This window comes from Herbaspirillum lusitanum P6-12, assembly GCF_000256565.1.
Lineage (GTDB): Bacteria > Pseudomonadota > Gammaproteobacteria > Burkholderiales > Burkholderiaceae_D > Herbaspirillum > Herbaspirillum lusitanum.
On sequence record NZ_AJHH01000325.1, the window covers coordinates 1 to 15,591 of the forward strand.

The window sequence follows — 15,591 nt, forward strand, 5'->3', positions numbered from 1 at the left end:
CGGCGCCGAACAGAAAATAATGCAGTTTCGAGCCGAGGAAGGTGCCTGGAAAAGAAGCCCGATACGACAACAAAATCAGACTGCACAGCACCAGCAGCAGTAGCGGGAGCAGCTCCCTCCGGCTCCGGTAGCGGCTGACAGCAGCCCAGAACAACACAAACAGGAAATAGAATTCAACCTCGGGCGTGATGCTCCAGAACACCGATACGTTGCCCGAGAAGAGCAGATGGCGCAGGATGTTTTGTTCAGATATGTTGTAGACAAAATGCGGATCAAGCTGTGTATAGATGAAAAAGGACGCCAGCAAAATGACCAGATAAGCCGGCGCAATTCTGGAAAATCTGTGGATGGCATATTCAGTGACTGTCTTGATCGAGAATTGCTTGTCCAGATAAAGATAGGCCATCAAAAAACCACTGAGCGAGAAGAAAATCATCACGCCGAGTTCTCCGGATAAATGGTTTTTCCATGGCAGTGCAAACCATTCCACGCTATGGCCATACACCACCAGCAGCGCGGCCATGCCGCGCAATCCCGTGATGGCGTCGATTCTGTCGTGATTTCCTGGCTGATCCATCGCTGCCACCATCAATTCAGCAAGGTTTGATAGACATCGACATACTTGGTCGCGATACGCCGCCAGCTATAGCGTTCGACGAACGACTGCACTTGCGCGCGCCGGCGTGCGTAATCAGAGCTTGTTTCTTCGTGCAGTCTGGCTATTTGCGCGACCTTGGCCGCCACATTTTCTTGCGTCAGTACCAAACCGGCGGGGGCGTGTTCGAGCAGATGGCGAAACGGTGGAATATCGCTCAAGATCGGAATCAGTCCGGCACTCATTGCTTCAATCGGCGCGATGCCGAAACCTTCGTGCCGGGACAGGCAGATGAAATAGCTGGATTGGCGGATCAAGGCCGCCAATTCATGATCAGAAGGGTTCGCAACAATCTGCACCGCCGCCGTCAAATGCTGTTGCACCACCAGGTCCCGCAATTGCTCCGCGCCGAGATCGTATTCGCGGCCGGCGATGATCAGTTTCCAGCCGGATTCGCGCGTGGCCAGTTGTTTGAACAGGTCCAGCATTTCCAGCAAGCCTTTGTTGGCCGACCAGCGGCCGAAATAGATCAGCGTCCGGGTCGATTCAACTGAGGAATGATCCCGGTATTTCTCGACATCGACGCCGTTCTCGATCACGCTCAGTTTCGGCGATTTGACAATGTCGCGGAAAATATCGCCGTCGTTGTCGCTGGTGGCGATGATCTTGTCGTAAGCCATGCAGGAAGCGCGCGTGATGGTATTGAAATAGAGTCGCTTGAGCCCGGATGCAAACTTGGTGTGAAAAAAGCCGCCATGCGTGGATGCCACCAGCGGCCGCTTGTGCAGTTTTTTAGTCGCGGCCAGGTAGTCAAAGAAGAAATCGATGCCATGCACATGTATTACATCGGCGTCTTCCAGATGCCCCAGAACTTGCGGGCAAAAGGGGTAGCGGCTGGTACCGTGATACGGCAGGCGTACGACGCCGACGCCGTTGATCAAGGCTTCCGGTTCGAGCAGTTCGGCAGAGTTCCTGAACAGGCGATTGAGCGTAACTATCCTGGGAAGCTGTCCGTGCTGCTCGCGCTGCAGGCGGGCAATATTCTGAACCACATTTTCCATGCCGCCGATGGACGGGGCATATTGGCGCACGATATGCGTGACTTTAATAGGCATGTCGATTTTCCTTTTCATCACTCTGGCGGCTTGCCATGCAGCCGATCAGAAACCATAAGATCCCGGCAGTTTTCAATGCAAAAAGAGACGTTCCGCTGACACATAGAATGAGTGAGATGTACACCGTGACGGATGCGCGCAGATGTGCGCCGCGCGGGTCCTGCATGTTGATCATCCAGAACGCGGCCCACAGAAACAGGCAGAGCAGCAAGCCCAGTCGGGTGAGCAGGGAGGGATAGCCCATGTCGCCGTAATTGGTGTTGAAGCCATCCAGGCCGAAGATCATGGGCAGGTCCAGGCTCTGCAAGGTCCGGCCGCTGACATACAGGCGGCCGACGATGTTGTCGCCATACTGGGTGCCGAAATAAGTTGCCAGAAAAATCAGCAGGGCAACGCAGATCGCCGGCAAGAGCATCATCCATCCATGGTGTTTCCCCAGCGGCAGGCAACGCAGCAGCACCAGAAGCGCCACGGTAATCATGCCGTAGCGCGAATCACTCAAGGCGATCATGACGGCGGCCGCCAGCACGAAAAAAACTGCCTCCTTGATCTGCTCGCGGTTCTTGACCAGCCCCCAGGCGGCGACGATGACGGCAAAATTTCCCAACGATACCGGCTCCAGAAAAATGGACGAGATGCGATGGTTGCCGAGCAGGGATGGCAAGATGGTGCGGCCGATTCCTTCCGGCCGGATGCCGTTCAATCCCAATACGCTACCCGTGGCCCAGTTGGAACCTGCCGCCAGACCGCCCTGGCTCACGTAGTAGGAAAAGATATTGAAGATGCGGGAAAACCAGTCCAGTAAAAACAATTCGAAAAAACCGAACACCAGCACCAGTGCAATCATCCACTTCAGCACTCGGTCGGCGTATGGCACGCTGCCCAGTTGTCGCCCCAGGCCATAAAACAGGATGGGAATCATCACATCCCGGAATCCCTTGGGGTCGAGCTGATTGCGCAAGATTGCCCACAGCAACAGATAGGCCGCGGTGAGACTGCCGATGACCAGCAGTTCGAGCTGGACGCGCCGCGCCAGTACGACGATGCAGGCGAGATAGATGACCGCTTCGGCCAGCGCGACATCGGTCATGGAGATGTTGTGCAGATTGGTGTGAATCGCGCACAGCAAGGCCTGATAAGTCAGCGCGCTCAGCAGTATCCAGAAAGCCGGCGTGGCCAGACGGAGCTGGGCCTGAGCCGGACTGCCGGCCATCTGCCCCGGCTGCATGATCTGGCTCCCATTCATCAGAAACTCACCATGACAGAACCGACGATTTCTGCGCCGCTGTGCCGCAACTGATCGCTGACGTTGGCAAGATCGCTGATCCGCGTATGATCTTTGCGGATCACCAGCAATACGCCACCGGCACGCGCGGCGACAGCCAAGGCATCGCCCGTGCTGAGCAACGCAGGGGTGTCGTACAAGACGACGTCGAAGCGTTCGCACAGGGTTTGATTGACCGCATTGAAGCTGGCGCGGTTGAGCAATTCCTGTGGATTGGGGGCGGGAGATCCGGCTGGCAACAGCGACAGATCGACAAATGAATCAATCATCTCGATCATGTTCAGGTCGCTGCGCCCAGCCAAGACATCGGCTAACCCGCTCTCGGTCGGCAGATTGAAGATATGATGCTGACGCGGCGCACGCAAATTCGCATCGACCACCAGCGTCTGCACTCCCAGTTGCGCAAAGACCACGGCCAGGTTGGCTGTCAGCAAGCTGGTGCCGTCACCGGAGTTGACACTGGTAACGGCGAGTTTCTTGCGGCTGGCGCTGAACCAGCGCGACATCAGCTGGCTGCGTATTGAACGCAACTCTTCGACCTCCACGCTGAACGGACGGTAAGCGGCGATCAGCGTCGAGGGAAAATTGCCGCTGCCATCTTGCAGGTAGGGATAGTCGAACTGACGCGACAACACTTGCTGGATATCATCTTCACAGATCAAGCCGAGACGTTTTGCCGCCTCGCCGAAACGCAGGCCCTCGCGTTTTTGCATCAGACGCACCGTTTCGACCTGCTGCAGTGTGAGCTTGCCTTGCTCAACCAGCATGTGGCCGATGTGAGAATCCTTATATGATGAGGCTGTGTTGGCGGCGCTCAGTATGGAATGCATAGGTTTGTTCATGTGGGCTCCCTGTCAAGCTGGTCTGGATGTCTGGCGATCAATGCGATAAAAAAAGATTTGAAAATCCAGACTTGCGTAGCGGTTTTCTCCAGGCGACGGCTCCCAGCACTGGCGCTTGCAATACCGTCAGCAAGTCATCGCTGGATCGCACGCGCCGGTTGGTCAGTTCAGCCAGGATCGCCAGCGCCAGGCCCAACGTGGCGCCAAGCAATACTGCCAGCACGGCATTGAGCGCGATATTCGGGCTGGCCGGTCGTCCCGGGATCACGGCTGGATTCAGCAGCACCACGTCGGATTGGTTGGCATTACCTTCCAGGTCGGTCTGGGCCAGCCGCTGCGCGGCAGCGTCATAGGCGTGCTGGGCGTTTTCCACATCCTTGCTGAGCACCGACAATTCATCGCGCGCCCGATTCATCTGCAGCAGCTTGGCAGTCTGTGCCTCCAAGGCTGCGCGTATTTCTGCTTCGCGCTGGCGCAAGATACGGCCGTTATTGGCCACGCTGTTATTGGTTGAACTGATGCTGTTGTTCAGTGCCGCCTGCAATCTGTCGACCTCGGCTTTGGCGGCCTGGTACTGAGGATGGTTGTGGTCCAGGTTTTGCGACAGCATCGCGAACTTCGCTTGCGCTTGCGCCAAAGACGCTTTCAGATTTTGGATCAGCATGTTGCTCGCCACATCCGGCGAGTCCCTGCCATCGCGGCCCATGGCCTGGCTGCCGCGCGAGGATGCTTCGATGGCCTGGCTCTGGGCCTGGACCAGTTGGGTCGACAATTCGTTCAGGCGTGCAGTGGCGACGTCGACACTGCTGTCCGTGCTGACGATACCGTGATCTTGCTGATATTTTGAGAGTTTGTTTTGCGCCTGTTCCAAAGCGCTGCGCAAGGTCTTGACTTGCGTCGAGAAATACTGCGAAGCCTGCTGCAAAGGGGCCAGCTTGATTTGCAAGTTGATCTGCTGATAGGCTGCGGCGAAGGCGTTGGCAACGCTGGCAACGAATTTCGGATCGCTGCCTTTGGCGCTGATTTCGATCACGCTGCTTTCCCTCGAAGGCGCCAGCTCTACCATCTTCAACAAGGAATCGGCTAACCAGTCGCGCATTGAGACGTTGCCATTGGCGACCTTCTGGTAGCGTTGTTGGGCATTGGGGTCGTCGGCCAGCCTCAGATTGTCAACCACTTTCAGCGCTACGCTCCTGCTGGTGACGATGTCCATTTGAGTCGCCATGTAGCCGGATACCTGTTGCGCCGCCAGAACGTGACCGGAGACGGGGTCGGTGCCCTTGTAGTTGAGCAGCAATGAGGTCGTTGCCCGATAGGTTTTTGGCAAGGCGAGACTCACCGCGACGGTCGCCGCTATCACGATCAGCAAGGTCGTCAGAATGAGTTTGTAGCGCGTGCGGACGATGGTCCGTATCTGAAAAAAAGTCATGGCAACTCCGTCCTGTTGCAGGCCGAAAAATGGCGGCGAAAGAATCGTTCGATAGCGGTGTGCATCAGAACAAACTCTCTTTCACATACACGATGTCATCTGCCTTCAGCACCGTATTGTTCTTTGCGTCGATCATTTGCAGATTGCCGCTGGCATCGCGTCGTTTGATCCGCAGGCCGCGTTCGGTGCCGCGTGGGGTCAATCCGCCGCCCACGGACAAGGCCTGCAGCACAGTCATGTCGGCTTCCAGCCGGTAGCCGCCGGGATGCTGCACTTCACCGTAGATATAGAATTTCGGCGCGCGATCGACATACACCGTGTCGCCGTTGCGCAATTCCAGATCCGGTGTCATCTCGGGTGAATGAACTATCTGAGCCAGATTGATCACTTGTTTGCTGGACTGGCCATTGCGCATGCCAATGACGGTGACGGTATCGCCGCCGTCGGGGCCGACGCCGCCGGCCATCGCCAGCATGTCCGTTACCTTGCGCTGGCCGCTGATGACATAGCGTCCGGGATGCAAGACCTGCCCGAGCACTGACACCATCTGGCTTTGCACCTTGGTGACGAGAATGTTGACTTGTGCCTTACGCAGGAAGCCTCCTTGCGTCAGCAGCGCGGAGATTTTCTTTTCGGCGTCGGCGACAGGCAAGCCGCCGACGCCGACATTGCCGATCAGCGGAAAGGTGATGTCGCCGGCATCGCTGACTTGCGTTTCCAGGTTCAGATCGGGATTGCCGAAGACCGAGATTTTCACGGTATCGCCGGCCCCTAATGGCGTATCCGCTGCGAACGCGGAAGTGCAGCAAAGAAGCAGCAACCAGATTGCCAGTATGGCTTGAGGGAATCGTGGTTTCATCATATTCATCCTGTACCTTATTTGGTGATTGCAACGATGGATTTGTCTTGGACAAAATGGCGGTCTGCATGCACGGCGGGGGCATTGGCGGCGGCAGTCTTTGGTTGGCCGGGCAAGGTCATGACTAAAGTCGATGTGTTCTCAACTATCAATGCAGCGGGTTTCTCGACGTATTCGATCTTCGCCGCAGACCGCAGCCGTGCAATTTCTGCCGCGGAGACTTCCTGCATTTTTTTGTTGAGCAGATAGCGCTCGATCTGCGGGTACGCGATTTCCTCTGTGACGGGGCTATCTTTCCACTCGGTCAACATGCACAACCGGTCTCGCTGCCCGTCTTTCAAGATAAAGAAACGGTTGTGCCTGAGCTTCTGAAGCCGTTCGGCAACGTCGGGCGGCAATTCGCCGCTGGTATAGGAAAGCTTGCCTTTGTCATAGGCAATGGCATGCTTTTTCAACCAGCTTTCGATCTGATCCAGAGAGCGGGCAGAATCCATCATCGTCTTGAGCGGCAAGCTCAGGTCGCGGTCAACAATACTCAACTGCTGGATATTAAAAATCTTCCGATTCGCAAACAGTTCCGGGTGCGCTTTGAAATAGGCATCGACTTCCGCCCTGGACGGTTTTACCCGGTTTGCCTCTATCGATTCCAGGTAGGCCTGGACAATCGCCTGGGTCTTGAAACGATTGACGACCTGTATCAATTTCGGATTGCGGTCGAGCTTGTTGCGCATGGCTTCGTCGAGCAGGATCTGGCGATCAATCAAGGCCTCCAGTGCCTGCCCGCGTACTGGCGGATGTTGCTCCATGCCTTTGGCGCCGCCGGCATACTTCAATTCGGTTTCCAGCTGAAACGCGGTGATCGGTTTGCCATCGACACGGGCCAGCACTTTGCCGGTATTTTTTTCCTTATCGCCGCAAGCCGACAAACTCACGACGGTCAGCAAGAGTGCAATGCCGACTGCCTTTCGTTGTGAAAAAGCAGTCGACATTTTCTCCATTGGATAAAGAGCCATGGTTAGCATGGAATCACGCAATCCTTGGCGCAGCCGATATCGATGCGGACGGGAAGCCGATCGAAGCCCGCATCGAGCGCGGCCGGATCTGATACAGCAAGAAGCCAATCCCTAGCAGAAACAGGCTCCAGCGTGCAGGTTTTTGTAGCGGCTGCGCCTGAAAATCCCGCAGGAAATAAAACAGGGAATCATCCGTAATATTCAGTGTGGAGGTCGTTGATGCCGCTTCCATCGGACTGTTGAGGGCAGGCGAATAGCCCACCGCAAGCAACTGGCCGCCCAGGGACGCAGTATCGCGAGCGGCATCCGTTTCGCCAAAGACCACAGAAGCAGCGGAGACCAGCCCGGCGGAAGGCGTTGCACGGCTGCCTGGCAACGCCGGCAGTGGATTGATCACGCTGGCTGGATAAGCATCGACGGCCTGCACATAAGTTCCCCTGTGCTGGTTTGTATCAATTTCAAAAAGCGGCGTGGCGGCGCTGGCAGCGTCGCAAGAAGTGGTAAATAAAACGGTCATCAACAACTTGGTTCTTTGCATGATGCTTCTCCAGATAAAATTCATCACATCGGGACCGATCTCCAGCGCTGCATGCGATCGTGGCTATGTCTCCTGCCATCCTTTTTTGCTATGGATCAATCAGTAAGCGTTATCTTTTTTCAAGACTTCTTTGACGGTGCGAACGATGATCCATAAATCCAGCGTCAAGGACCAATTGCGCAGGTATTCAAGGTCGTATGCAATGCGCGAACGCATTTTGTCCAAGGTATCGGTCTCGCCGCGATAGCCGTTCACCTGGGCCCAGCCGGTAATGCCGGGCTTCACCTTGTGCCGCAACATATAGCCGCTGATGAGTTTTCGATAAAGCTCGTTATGTGCGACTGCGTGGGGGCGTGGACCGACGATACTCATACGCCCCTGCAGCACGTTAAAAAATTGCGGCAATTCGTCGAGCGAGGTGCGCCGTAAAAATCCGCCAAAACGGGTAACGCGAACGTCGTTCTTTTTGGCCTGATCGACTTTGTCGCCATCTTCTGCGACCGTCATTGAACGAAATTTATAGACCACGATTTCTTCGCCATTCAGGCCATAACGGCGCTGAGCAAAGATGATTTTTCCGGGGGATGAAAGTTTGACGCCGCAGGCAATCACCAGCATGACGGGCAACAACATGAGCTGGATCATCAAGGCCAAAACAATGTCGCTGCCGCGCTTGACGACACCGCGCAGGCCGGTGAAGGGTGTTTCCCAGATGCCGATCACCGGCACACCGCCGACATGATCGAGGCGAGCTTGTATGAAACCATGGGTATAGATATCCGGCACCAGATAGACCGAGGCCGTGGTGTCGCGCAATTCTTCCATCAGCGCCAGAACTTTGTGTTGCTCCGTCATGGGCAGGCAGATAAAGATCGTTCTGATCTTGTGTTCCTGGACATACGCGCTGACATCGGCAATGGCGCCAAGGTGAGGGCTGGAAAAAGGCGCGTGCAGGTTCGCCAATTCATCCGGATTGGCAAAGAAGCCGCGGATGTCGAGACTCTGACTTGCCTTGCCCTGCGATGCCAGACGGCTAAGCATGCCGCCTTCAGGGTCGTTGGTGCCGACGATCACCGCAGAGCGCACTTCCGGATGCTTGCCGAAGTGGAAGGCCAGCATGTACGCAGTCAACCGGCTCAGCAGCAATGCAATCGGCGCGCTGACAAACCAGATGGCGATGACCTTGTCGGAAAACTCATAGCGCAAGCCGGTACCTTGTCCAATGAGCGCCAGAAGGGTGATGATGATCGCCCATCCCAGAAAAATATCAACGGCATACGCATGTTGTTTGCCGACGTGCAAAGTGCGATACAGGTCGATCTGTTCGTAGATATAGGAGGATACGAAGAAGGCGATGATCATCAACACCAGATAGCTGCCCGTGAATACTTCGTCCTGTATCAAGATGCTCATGTACAAGGAGCCAAGAATAATCAGCGGGTCGAGCAGGCGTTTGAAGAATGAAACCAGGGGGATGTCATTTTCGGTCATGATCGGTCACCTCAAAACGTATAGCGTGTGGTGAGCATCACGCCGTTGCTTACGTAGCCACCCGCAGCATTCTGGAGGGTCTGGGTGCTACGCGTGCCAGACAGCTGAATGCGCCATTGCCGGGTCGGGTTATAGACCAGGCTCAGTGCCATGTCCCGCAACGTGTCGTTGGGATAGGCGGCGCCCAGCTCGGATGATTGGTTGAAATTTCTTTCTATATATCTGTATTGCGCCACCAGCCGGATCTGTTCAGAATATTGCCAACTCGATCCAATGCTGGCGCCGTGATTCAGCGAATACACGACGGAGACGTCATCGATCGCACCGATTTCCCGCCAGCCGGCGACGGACACTGCAATTTTTCCCGTGGCCAGCCAATCGGCGGAGACGCGCGTATTGATGCCGCTGAAATTGCGCGAAGAAAATTCATCCTGTTTGCGGCTCACCCAGCCGCCCAGAAAATGCAGCGTGGTCTTGCCGGTTAACAGCCAATCGATCTTGGCCTTGAGTTCGTCCTGGCTATAGCCGTTCAAGACCGCGATGGCGCCGTTCAATTCCGGATTGGGATAGTCGGCTTTGATATGACGCAGCTGCAGGCCGATGGTACTGCCGCTGGGAGCCAGATAATCCAATCCCAGTTCCTCTTGATTCTGGGTGTTGTTGCCCGGCTGTTGCGATGCGAGGTCGTACCATAACTTGCTGTGCACCAGTCCGCCCCGCAGACGCCAGCTGGGCCCTAACAGCCAGCTGCCGTCTGCGTAAAACTTCTCGGTGGTGCGTAAATTACGTTCCAGTAAATGGAAGTCGATGAAAGGTGTCAGGCCTTGCGTATAGCTGGTGCCGACATTGCCCTGAAACTGTTGACCGGCATGCCAGTTCCAATTCAGCGCTGCATTTTTGTCGATATGATCGAGTTGGCTGAATCTGTCGTAATTGACTTTGGCGGCATTCAGATTGGCCGTGAGGTGTTGCTGACTGAAAGTCTTGTCTACCGTCAGGCCGAATAGTGCGCTGCGTGTGAAATCGGATAAATTGCTGCCGATCCCCATGGTTTGCGCAGACGCCGCACTTGGCAATCTCAGCAGATTACTGTCGTAGCTGATGCCGTAACCCACATACGGCGTGACGGCATCCGGTGTAGGAATGACGATGTCGGGCGGCGGAATATAGTCGGTCTGCACAGCATCCCCGGCAAAGGCCGGTGCTGCTGCGCAAGAGCACATCGGTATCAGGAGAACGCTTTTCCACGGTAAACCGCAAAACAGGACACGTCTTCCGACGAGGCTTTTTATTGGTCTGCTCATCAATGATCTTTCTGGCATAAAGAATGACGTACAAACGCGTAACTGCGCACCACAGACCGTTTTTACGACTGCTCAATACATGGCGAGCAGGCCGAAAAATAGTAAGGGTGTACGCCGATAAGCCGCTTTGTGTTTTTCTAAGCGCGACGAGAGACCATTGCTCTGAATCGTTGGAGTGATTCAGGCAGGTGGCAATTGCATTAAAAAAATCTGGTGTCGGCTGTGCACGTGCGTGCCGCCGCCTCGCAGTTATCGCTTTGCGTCAAGATGCACTAGCGGCAATCAGAACGCTTGTCACCGATAACCATAACCACGCGAGGAATTCTAAAGACTTGAATCGAAAAATAATGAACGGAATTGCACGGAGGTTTCGCAATGAACGCAATGGTTGGCATGGGCGTTTATCGCGACGGAACTATTCTTTAAGGCGGGGGCCAGGAGCTGCGAGGGAACGTTTGTTTGCATGGTCCTTCCTTTAACAAATTACTGAGCAAGCATGGCTGTGCCCATAAAGAAAATAAGTAGAGTCAGCTTGGTCATTTATTGACTGCCGTTCTAAAGCAATTCAAAGTCAACGGTCCTTTTGAAGTGCCTCGGGTGCGTTTTTCATGGCATGTTGCAGGACAACATTAAGACCGGGGAGGAACTGTGTAGGTTCAGATTAAAAACGAATTGTTACATCTTGCTTTTTAATAATTCACAAGATGCCAACTGTGATGTTGGGGTGCACCAAATTGGATTTCTGAAGAGCCCCAGATCTGGGAATTGGACGGGAATAACAAGCAAGGGAACTGTTCCGCTGAGACAGGTGAGCCGCTCGTGCGCATGGTGTGCAAGCTCATGGCCAGACTTTACCTACACGGGTGTGCAGTGGAGTCCATTTGATCGCTGGCGCGTAGGCGGGCTTTCTTGTCCGTGCGTTGCAAAGCAGCGTAACAACGCTACTAATTTGCTATAATTATGCGATGTTGCATCGTCGCACGCTTAAAGTGCATGGTGTAATCATGTTTTTGCAGTATTCCCTATTCAGCATGTAAGAGCGAGAAAGGCAAACCGGTTATGACACCGCGAACTACCACCAAGGTCTCTACGCGACGCTAGTCGGGTTCTTTTTCGTCTCTGAAAAAGCGCGGCTGGTCCGCGTTTTTTTTCGTCCTTATTTTTCGCATTCTATAAATCAAGCTTCGGCAAAATTTGCCGTGATGGAGTTCAAAATGGTTTCAGTTCGTCTCCCCGATGGTTCGCAGCGTCAATTCGATGCGCCCGTCACCGTGGCGCAGGTCGCCGCCAACATCGGCGCGGGTCTGGCCAAGGCGGCGCTGGCCGGCAAGGTCGACGGCAAGCTGGTCGATACTTCTTTCCTGATCGAAAAAGATTCCGATCTGGCGATCGTCACCGACAAGGATGCGGACGGTCTGGAAGTGATCCGCCACTCGACCGCCCACTTGCTGGCGTATGCCGTGAAAGAACTGTTCCCCGACGCGCAGGTGACGATCGGGCCGGTGATCGACAACGGCTTCTATTACGACTTCGCGTACAAGCGTCCATTCACGCCGGAAGACCTGGCCGCGATCGAAAAGAAAATGGCCGAGCTGGCCAAGAAGGACGAGCCCGTCACGCGCAAGGTGTTGCCGCGCGACGAAGCCGTGGCTTACTTCAAATCCATCGGCGAAGCCTACAAGGCCGAGATCATCGAATCCATCCCGCAAGACCAGGATGTGTCGCTCTATACCGAAGGCAGCTTCACCGACTTGTGCCGCGGTCCGCACGTGCCGTCGACCGGCAAGCTGAAGGTGTTCAAGCTGATGAAGCTGGCCGGCGCCTACTGGCGCGGCGACTCCAACAACGAGATGCTGCAGCGTGTCTACGGCACCGCCTGGGCCAAGAAGGAAGACCAGGAAAGCTACCTGCACATGCTGGAAGAGGCGGAAAAGCGCGATCACCGCAAGCTGGGCCGCGCGCTGGACTTTTTCCATTTCCAGGATGAAGCGCCGGGCCTGATTTTCTGGCATCCGAAGGGCTGGTCGATCTGGCAGCAGGTCGAGCAATACATGCGTCGCGTGTACCAGGACAGCGGCTATCAGGAAGTCAAGGCGCCGCAAATCCTGGACCGCTCGCTGTGGGAAAAAACCGGCCACTGGGAAAACTATCGTGAAAACATGTTCACGACCGAGTCGGAAAACCGCGCTTATGCGTTGAAGCCGATGAATTGCCCGGGCCATATCCAGATCTACAACTCCGGCCTGCACAGCTACCGCGATCTGCCGCTGCGTTACGGCGAGTTCGGCCAATGCCACCGCAACGAGCCGTCCGGCGCGCTGCACGGCATGATGCGCGTGCGCGGCTTTACCCAGGATGACGGCCATATTTTCTGTACCGAAGACCAGATCCAGGACGAAGTCGCCGCCTTCAACAAGGTGGTGCGTGAAGTCTATGACAACTTCGGCTTTACCGACGTCGCCGTGAAGCTGGCGCTGCGTCCGGAAAAGCGTATCGGCGAAGAAGCCGTCTGGGACAAGGCCGAAAACGCCTTGCGTGAAGCCATCCGCGCTTCCGGCACAGAATGGGAAGAACTGCCGGGCGAGGGCGCATTCTACGGTCCGAAGATCGAATACCATCTGAAGGATTCGATCGGTCGTTCCTGGCAATGCGGCACGATGCAGGTCGATTTCTCCATGCCGGCGCGCCTAGGTGCGGAATATGTCACGGAAGACAATGATCGCAAGGTCCCGGTCATGCTGCACCGGGCGATTGTCGGCTCGCTGGAGCGTTTCATCGCGATTTTGATCGAAAATCACGCCGGCGCCATGCCGCTGTGGCTTGCTCCTGAGCAAGTTGTGATCCTGAATATTTCCGATGCGCAAGCCGATTATGTCAAAAACGTTGCTCAAACGCTGAAAAAACAAGGGTTTAGAGTGGTGACCGATTTGCGTAACGAGAAGATTACCTATAAAATACGGCAGCATTCTTTACAGAAGCCGCCCTATATTCTGGTGGTCGGCGATAAAGAGCGCGATACAAACACAGTGGCCGTGCGTGCGCGGGGCAATGTCGATCTGGGTGTCATGCCTATCGACGTCTTGGTGGAGCGCCTCAGAACCGAGGTGGAAACCAAAGCCTAAAGGAGCAAAGCTCCTTCCAGCGCAAGAGCACGGCTTAATTTATTGGACGTTAAAAGGAAACTGCAATAGCTACTGACAAGTCGCATCGCATCAACGGTGAAATTACTGCACCGGAATTGCGTTTATCCGGGGTCAATAACGAGCCGCTTGGCATCGTCAATTTGGCTGAAGCTTTCCGTCTGGCGGAAGAGGCTAATGTGGATCTGGTGGAAATCGCACCGACCGCACAACCTCCTGTTGCGCGCCTGATGGATTATGGCAAATTCAAATATCAGGAGCAGAAGAAAGCTCATGAAGCCAAGCTGAAGCAGAAAGTCATTCAGGTCAAGGAAGTCAAATTCCGCCCTGGCACGGATGATGGCGATTACAACATCAAGGTGCGTAACCTGACCAAGTTCCTGGAAGAAGGTGACAAGACCAAGATCACGCTGCGTTTCCGCGGCCGTGAGATGGCTCACCAGGAAATCGGCATGCGCGTGTTGGAGCGCTTGAAGGTCGACCTGGAGCCGTTTGGCCAGGTCGAGCAGTTTCCAAAGATGGAAGGACGCCAGATGATCATGGTCCTGGCGCCTAAAAAGAAGAAGTAATTGTAAGCAAGCAGAATTAAAGAAGAAGCAGCCATGCTTCTTCGCGCATCACAGGATAAGTCTTTGCGATGCGTATTCCGGTCCAGCAAGCGATAGCTGTAGCGAAGCCGAGGATTTTGTCGGGAAGCAGTTGTTTTGTTTCTCGCAAAAGCAGCAATGAAAATTGCTGCCAATAAGTGAGAGCAGGCATCAAAGAGCAGCGTATTGCTGCCACCTGCAATCATCAAAAAATGGAGCTGTCCAATAAAGGACAGATAGTGTCATGCCAAAAATGAAGACGAAAAGCAGCGCCAAAAAGCGCTTTCGTGTACGTCCAGGTGGAACGATCAAATGTGGTCACGCTTTCAAGCGTCACATCTTGACCAAGAAAACCACAAAAGTTAAACGCCAGTTGCGCGGTATTACCAATGTCAATGCTGCAGACGTCGTATCAGTCATGCGCATGATGCCGAACGCTTAACCTCACTCATTACTAAGGAGCTACTATGCCTAGAGTTAAACGTGGGGTAACAGCACGTGCCCGTCATAAAAAAGTCCTGGCGCAAGCCAAGGGTTACCGTGGTCGCCGCAGCACCGTCTATCGTATCGCCAAGCAAGCAGTCATGCGCGCTGGTCAATACGCATACCGTGACCGCCGCAACAAGAAGCGTGTTTTCCGCGCATTGTGGATCGCCCGTATCAACGCTGCTGCTCGTGAGCATGGCGTGACATACAGCGTGTTCATGAACGGCCTGAAGCGTGCTTCGATCGAACTGGACCGTAAGGTTCTGGCCGATATGGCCGTGACTGACAAGCCAGCGTTCGCTGCGATTGTCAATCAGGTGAAGGCCAACATCGCTAAGTAATTGGCCGTGTTGATGCAGCCGTCGTCCGGTGCCGGACGGCGCTGCAAAAATCCTGCGGGGCAGAGGTGAAATACCTGTGCCCCGTAGTCGTTTCAGACGGCCGCTTTATCTTGCGTTCAATCTGTAATTTGCGGCAGCTTTGAAGCAGCTGTTTTCATTTCGATTTCACTTTCGATTTCATTTTTTCGACTTCGTCGTCAAAGCCGAACGGCTTTTGGATTACTCAGACTTCCATCTGAATGGAGCGAGACTTACCGCATGAATTCCCTAGAACAACTCGTTGCACAGGCCCAGGCCGATTTCGCCGGCGCACCTGACGCCGCCGCCCTGGAAAACGCCAAAGCCAAGTATCTCGGCAAGACCGGCCAGATCACCGAGCAGATGAAGGGCCTGGGCAAGCTGGCGCCGGAAGAGCGCAAAGTGCAGGGCGCCGTCATCAATGCCGCCAAGGAGCAGATCGAGAATGCGCTGACCGCGCGCCGTGATGCTCTCGCCAACGCGCAGATGCAAGAACGCCTGAACGCCGAAGCGATCGACGTTACCTTGCCGGGCCGCGGCCGCGGGGG

The 15,591-nt window shown here is 55.0% G+C and carries 14 protein-coding genes and 1 pseudogene; 5 read left to right on the forward strand and 10 right to left on the reverse strand.

Annotated features, from left to right (window positions below; genetic code table 11):
- The 10 genes from HLUSI_RS0110040 to epsL all read right to left on the reverse strand — a co-directional run.
- Positions 1–589 (reverse strand): acyltransferase family protein (locus tag HLUSI_RS0110040; protein WP_016833838.1); only part of this gene is annotated, 589 nt, incomplete at its 3' end.
- The gene (locus tag HLUSI_RS0110045; RefSeq protein ID WP_016833839.1) at positions 589–1,710 is read right to left on the reverse strand and encodes a glycosyltransferase family 4 protein; all 1,122 of its coding nucleotides are present in this window, start codon (positions 1,708–1,710) and stop codon (positions 589–591) included. The genes HLUSI_RS0110045 and HLUSI_RS0110040, both read right to left, overlap by 1 nt.
- Positions 1,700–2,800 carry a polysaccharide polymerase gene (locus tag HLUSI_RS0110050; protein ID WP_238533961.1) on the reverse strand — a complete coding sequence of 367 codons (1,101 nt, stop codon included), beginning with the start codon at positions 2,798–2,800 and terminating at the stop codon, positions 1,700–1,702. The genes HLUSI_RS0110045 and HLUSI_RS0110050 overlap by 11 nt, the downstream gene beginning before the upstream one ends.
- A 155-nt stretch (positions 2,801–2,955) precedes the next feature.
- A complete protein-coding gene (epsG, locus tag HLUSI_RS0110055) occupies positions 2,956–3,837 on the reverse strand; it encodes a chain length determinant protein tyrosine kinase EpsG (protein WP_029363348.1) in 882 nt (293 codons plus the stop codon).
- 37 nt (positions 3,838–3,874) lie between these two features.
- The gene (gene epsF, locus HLUSI_RS0110060) at positions 3,875–5,266 is read right to left on the reverse strand and encodes a chain length determinant protein EpsF (RefSeq protein WP_016833842.1); all 1,392 of its coding nucleotides are present in this window, start codon (positions 5,264–5,266) and stop codon (positions 3,875–3,877) included.
- 64 nt (positions 5,267–5,330) lie between these two features.
- The gene (gene epsE / locus HLUSI_RS0110065; protein ID WP_016833843.1) at positions 5,331–6,023 is read right to left on the reverse strand and encodes a polysaccharide export protein EpsE; all 693 of its coding nucleotides are present in this window, start codon (positions 6,021–6,023) and stop codon (positions 5,331–5,333) included.
- Positions 6,024–6,142: 119 nt separating this feature from the next.
- Complete coding sequence (locus tag HLUSI_RS0110070; protein ID WP_238533962.1) at positions 6,143–7,147, reverse strand: EpsD family peptidyl-prolyl cis-trans isomerase; 1,005 nt, start codon at positions 7,145–7,147, stop codon at positions 6,143–6,145.
- Between the two features lie 4 nt (positions 7,148–7,151).
- Positions 7,152–7,676, reverse strand: coding sequence for a hypothetical protein (locus HLUSI_RS0110075; RefSeq protein ID WP_157137809.1), 525 nt, complete (start codon positions 7,674–7,676; stop codon positions 7,152–7,154).
- 99 nt (positions 7,677–7,775) lie between these two features.
- Entirely contained in the window at positions 7,776–9,167 is a 1,392-nt protein-coding gene (locus tag HLUSI_RS0110080; protein ID WP_016833846.1) for an undecaprenyl-phosphate glucose phosphotransferase, read from the reverse strand.
- A gap of 11 nt (positions 9,168–9,178) precedes the next feature.
- On the reverse strand, positions 9,179–10,348 hold the full coding sequence (epsL, locus tag HLUSI_RS0110085; RefSeq protein WP_016833847.1) for an XrtB/PEP-CTERM-associated polysaccharide biosynthesis outer membrane protein EpsL: 1,170 nt from the start codon (positions 10,346–10,348) through the stop codon (positions 9,179–9,181).
- Positions 10,349–11,685: 1,337 nt separating this feature from the next.
- Here epsL and thrS point away from each other — a divergent pair.
- The 5 genes and pseudogenes from thrS to HLUSI_RS0110105 all read left to right on the forward strand — a co-directional run.
- Complete coding sequence (gene thrS / locus HLUSI_RS0110090; protein WP_029363350.1) at positions 11,686–13,593, forward strand: threonine--tRNA ligase; 1,908 nt, start codon at positions 11,686–11,688, stop codon at positions 13,591–13,593.
- Between the two features lie 65 nt (positions 13,594–13,658).
- On the forward strand, positions 13,659–14,180 hold the full coding sequence (gene infC / locus HLUSI_RS0110095) for a translation initiation factor IF-3 (RefSeq protein ID WP_083457935.1): 522 nt from the start codon (positions 13,659–13,661) through the stop codon (positions 14,178–14,180).
- A gap of 262 nt (positions 14,181–14,442) precedes the next feature.
- Positions 14,443–14,640 carry a 50S ribosomal protein L35 gene (gene rpmI / locus HLUSI_RS31505; RefSeq protein ID WP_083830894.1) on the forward strand — a complete coding sequence of 66 codons (198 nt, stop codon included), beginning with the start codon at positions 14,443–14,445 and terminating at the stop codon, positions 14,638–14,640.
- 25 nt (positions 14,641–14,665) lie between these two features.
- Positions 14,666–15,025 (forward strand): 50S ribosomal protein L20, encoded by a 360-nt coding sequence (rplT, locus tag HLUSI_RS0110100; RefSeq protein WP_007882754.1) that lies wholly within the window; start codon positions 14,666–14,668, stop codon positions 15,023–15,025.
- Positions 15,026–15,283: 258 nt separating this feature from the next.
- A pseudogene (locus HLUSI_RS0110105) lies at positions 15,284–15,591 on the forward strand (phenylalanine--tRNA ligase subunit alpha); the annotation flags it as partial.

What these genes read in the sequence shown, in the direction of transcription:
- HLUSI_RS0110045 (WP_016833839.1), bottom strand. Translation starts at nt 1,710, where the DNA reads ATGCCTATTAAAGTCACGCATATCGTGCGCCAATATGCCCCGTCCATC.
- HLUSI_RS0110050 (WP_238533961.1), bottom strand. Translation starts at nt 2,800, where the DNA reads ATGACCGATGTCGCGCTGGCCGAAGCGGTCATCTATCTCGCCTGCATC.
- epsG (WP_029363348.1), bottom strand. Translation starts at nt 3,837, where the DNA reads ATGAACAAACCTATGCATTCCATACTGAGCGCCGCCAACACAGCCTCA.
- epsF (WP_016833842.1), bottom strand. Translation starts at nt 5,266, where the DNA reads ATGACTTTTTTTCAGATACGGACCATCGTCCGCACGCGCTACAAACTC.
- HLUSI_RS0110070 (WP_238533962.1), bottom strand. Translation starts at nt 7,147, where the DNA reads ATGCTAACCATGGCTCTTTATCCAATGGAGAAAATGTCGACTGCTTTT.
- HLUSI_RS0110075 (WP_157137809.1), bottom strand. Translation starts at nt 7,676, where the DNA reads ATGCAAAGAACCAAGTTGTTGATGACCGTTTTATTTACCACTTCTTGC.
- HLUSI_RS0110080 (WP_016833846.1), bottom strand. Translation starts at nt 9,167, where the DNA reads ATGACCGAAAATGACATCCCCCTGGTTTCATTCTTCAAACGCCTGCTC.
- thrS (WP_029363350.1), top strand. Translation starts at nt 11,686, where the DNA reads ATGGTTTCAGTTCGTCTCCCCGATGGTTCGCAGCGTCAATTCGATGCG.
- rpmI (WP_083830894.1), top strand. Translation starts at nt 14,443, where the DNA reads ATGCCAAAAATGAAGACGAAAAGCAGCGCCAAAAAGCGCTTTCGTGTA.
- rplT (WP_007882754.1), top strand. Translation starts at nt 14,666, where the DNA reads ATGCCTAGAGTTAAACGTGGGGTAACAGCACGTGCCCGTCATAAAAAA.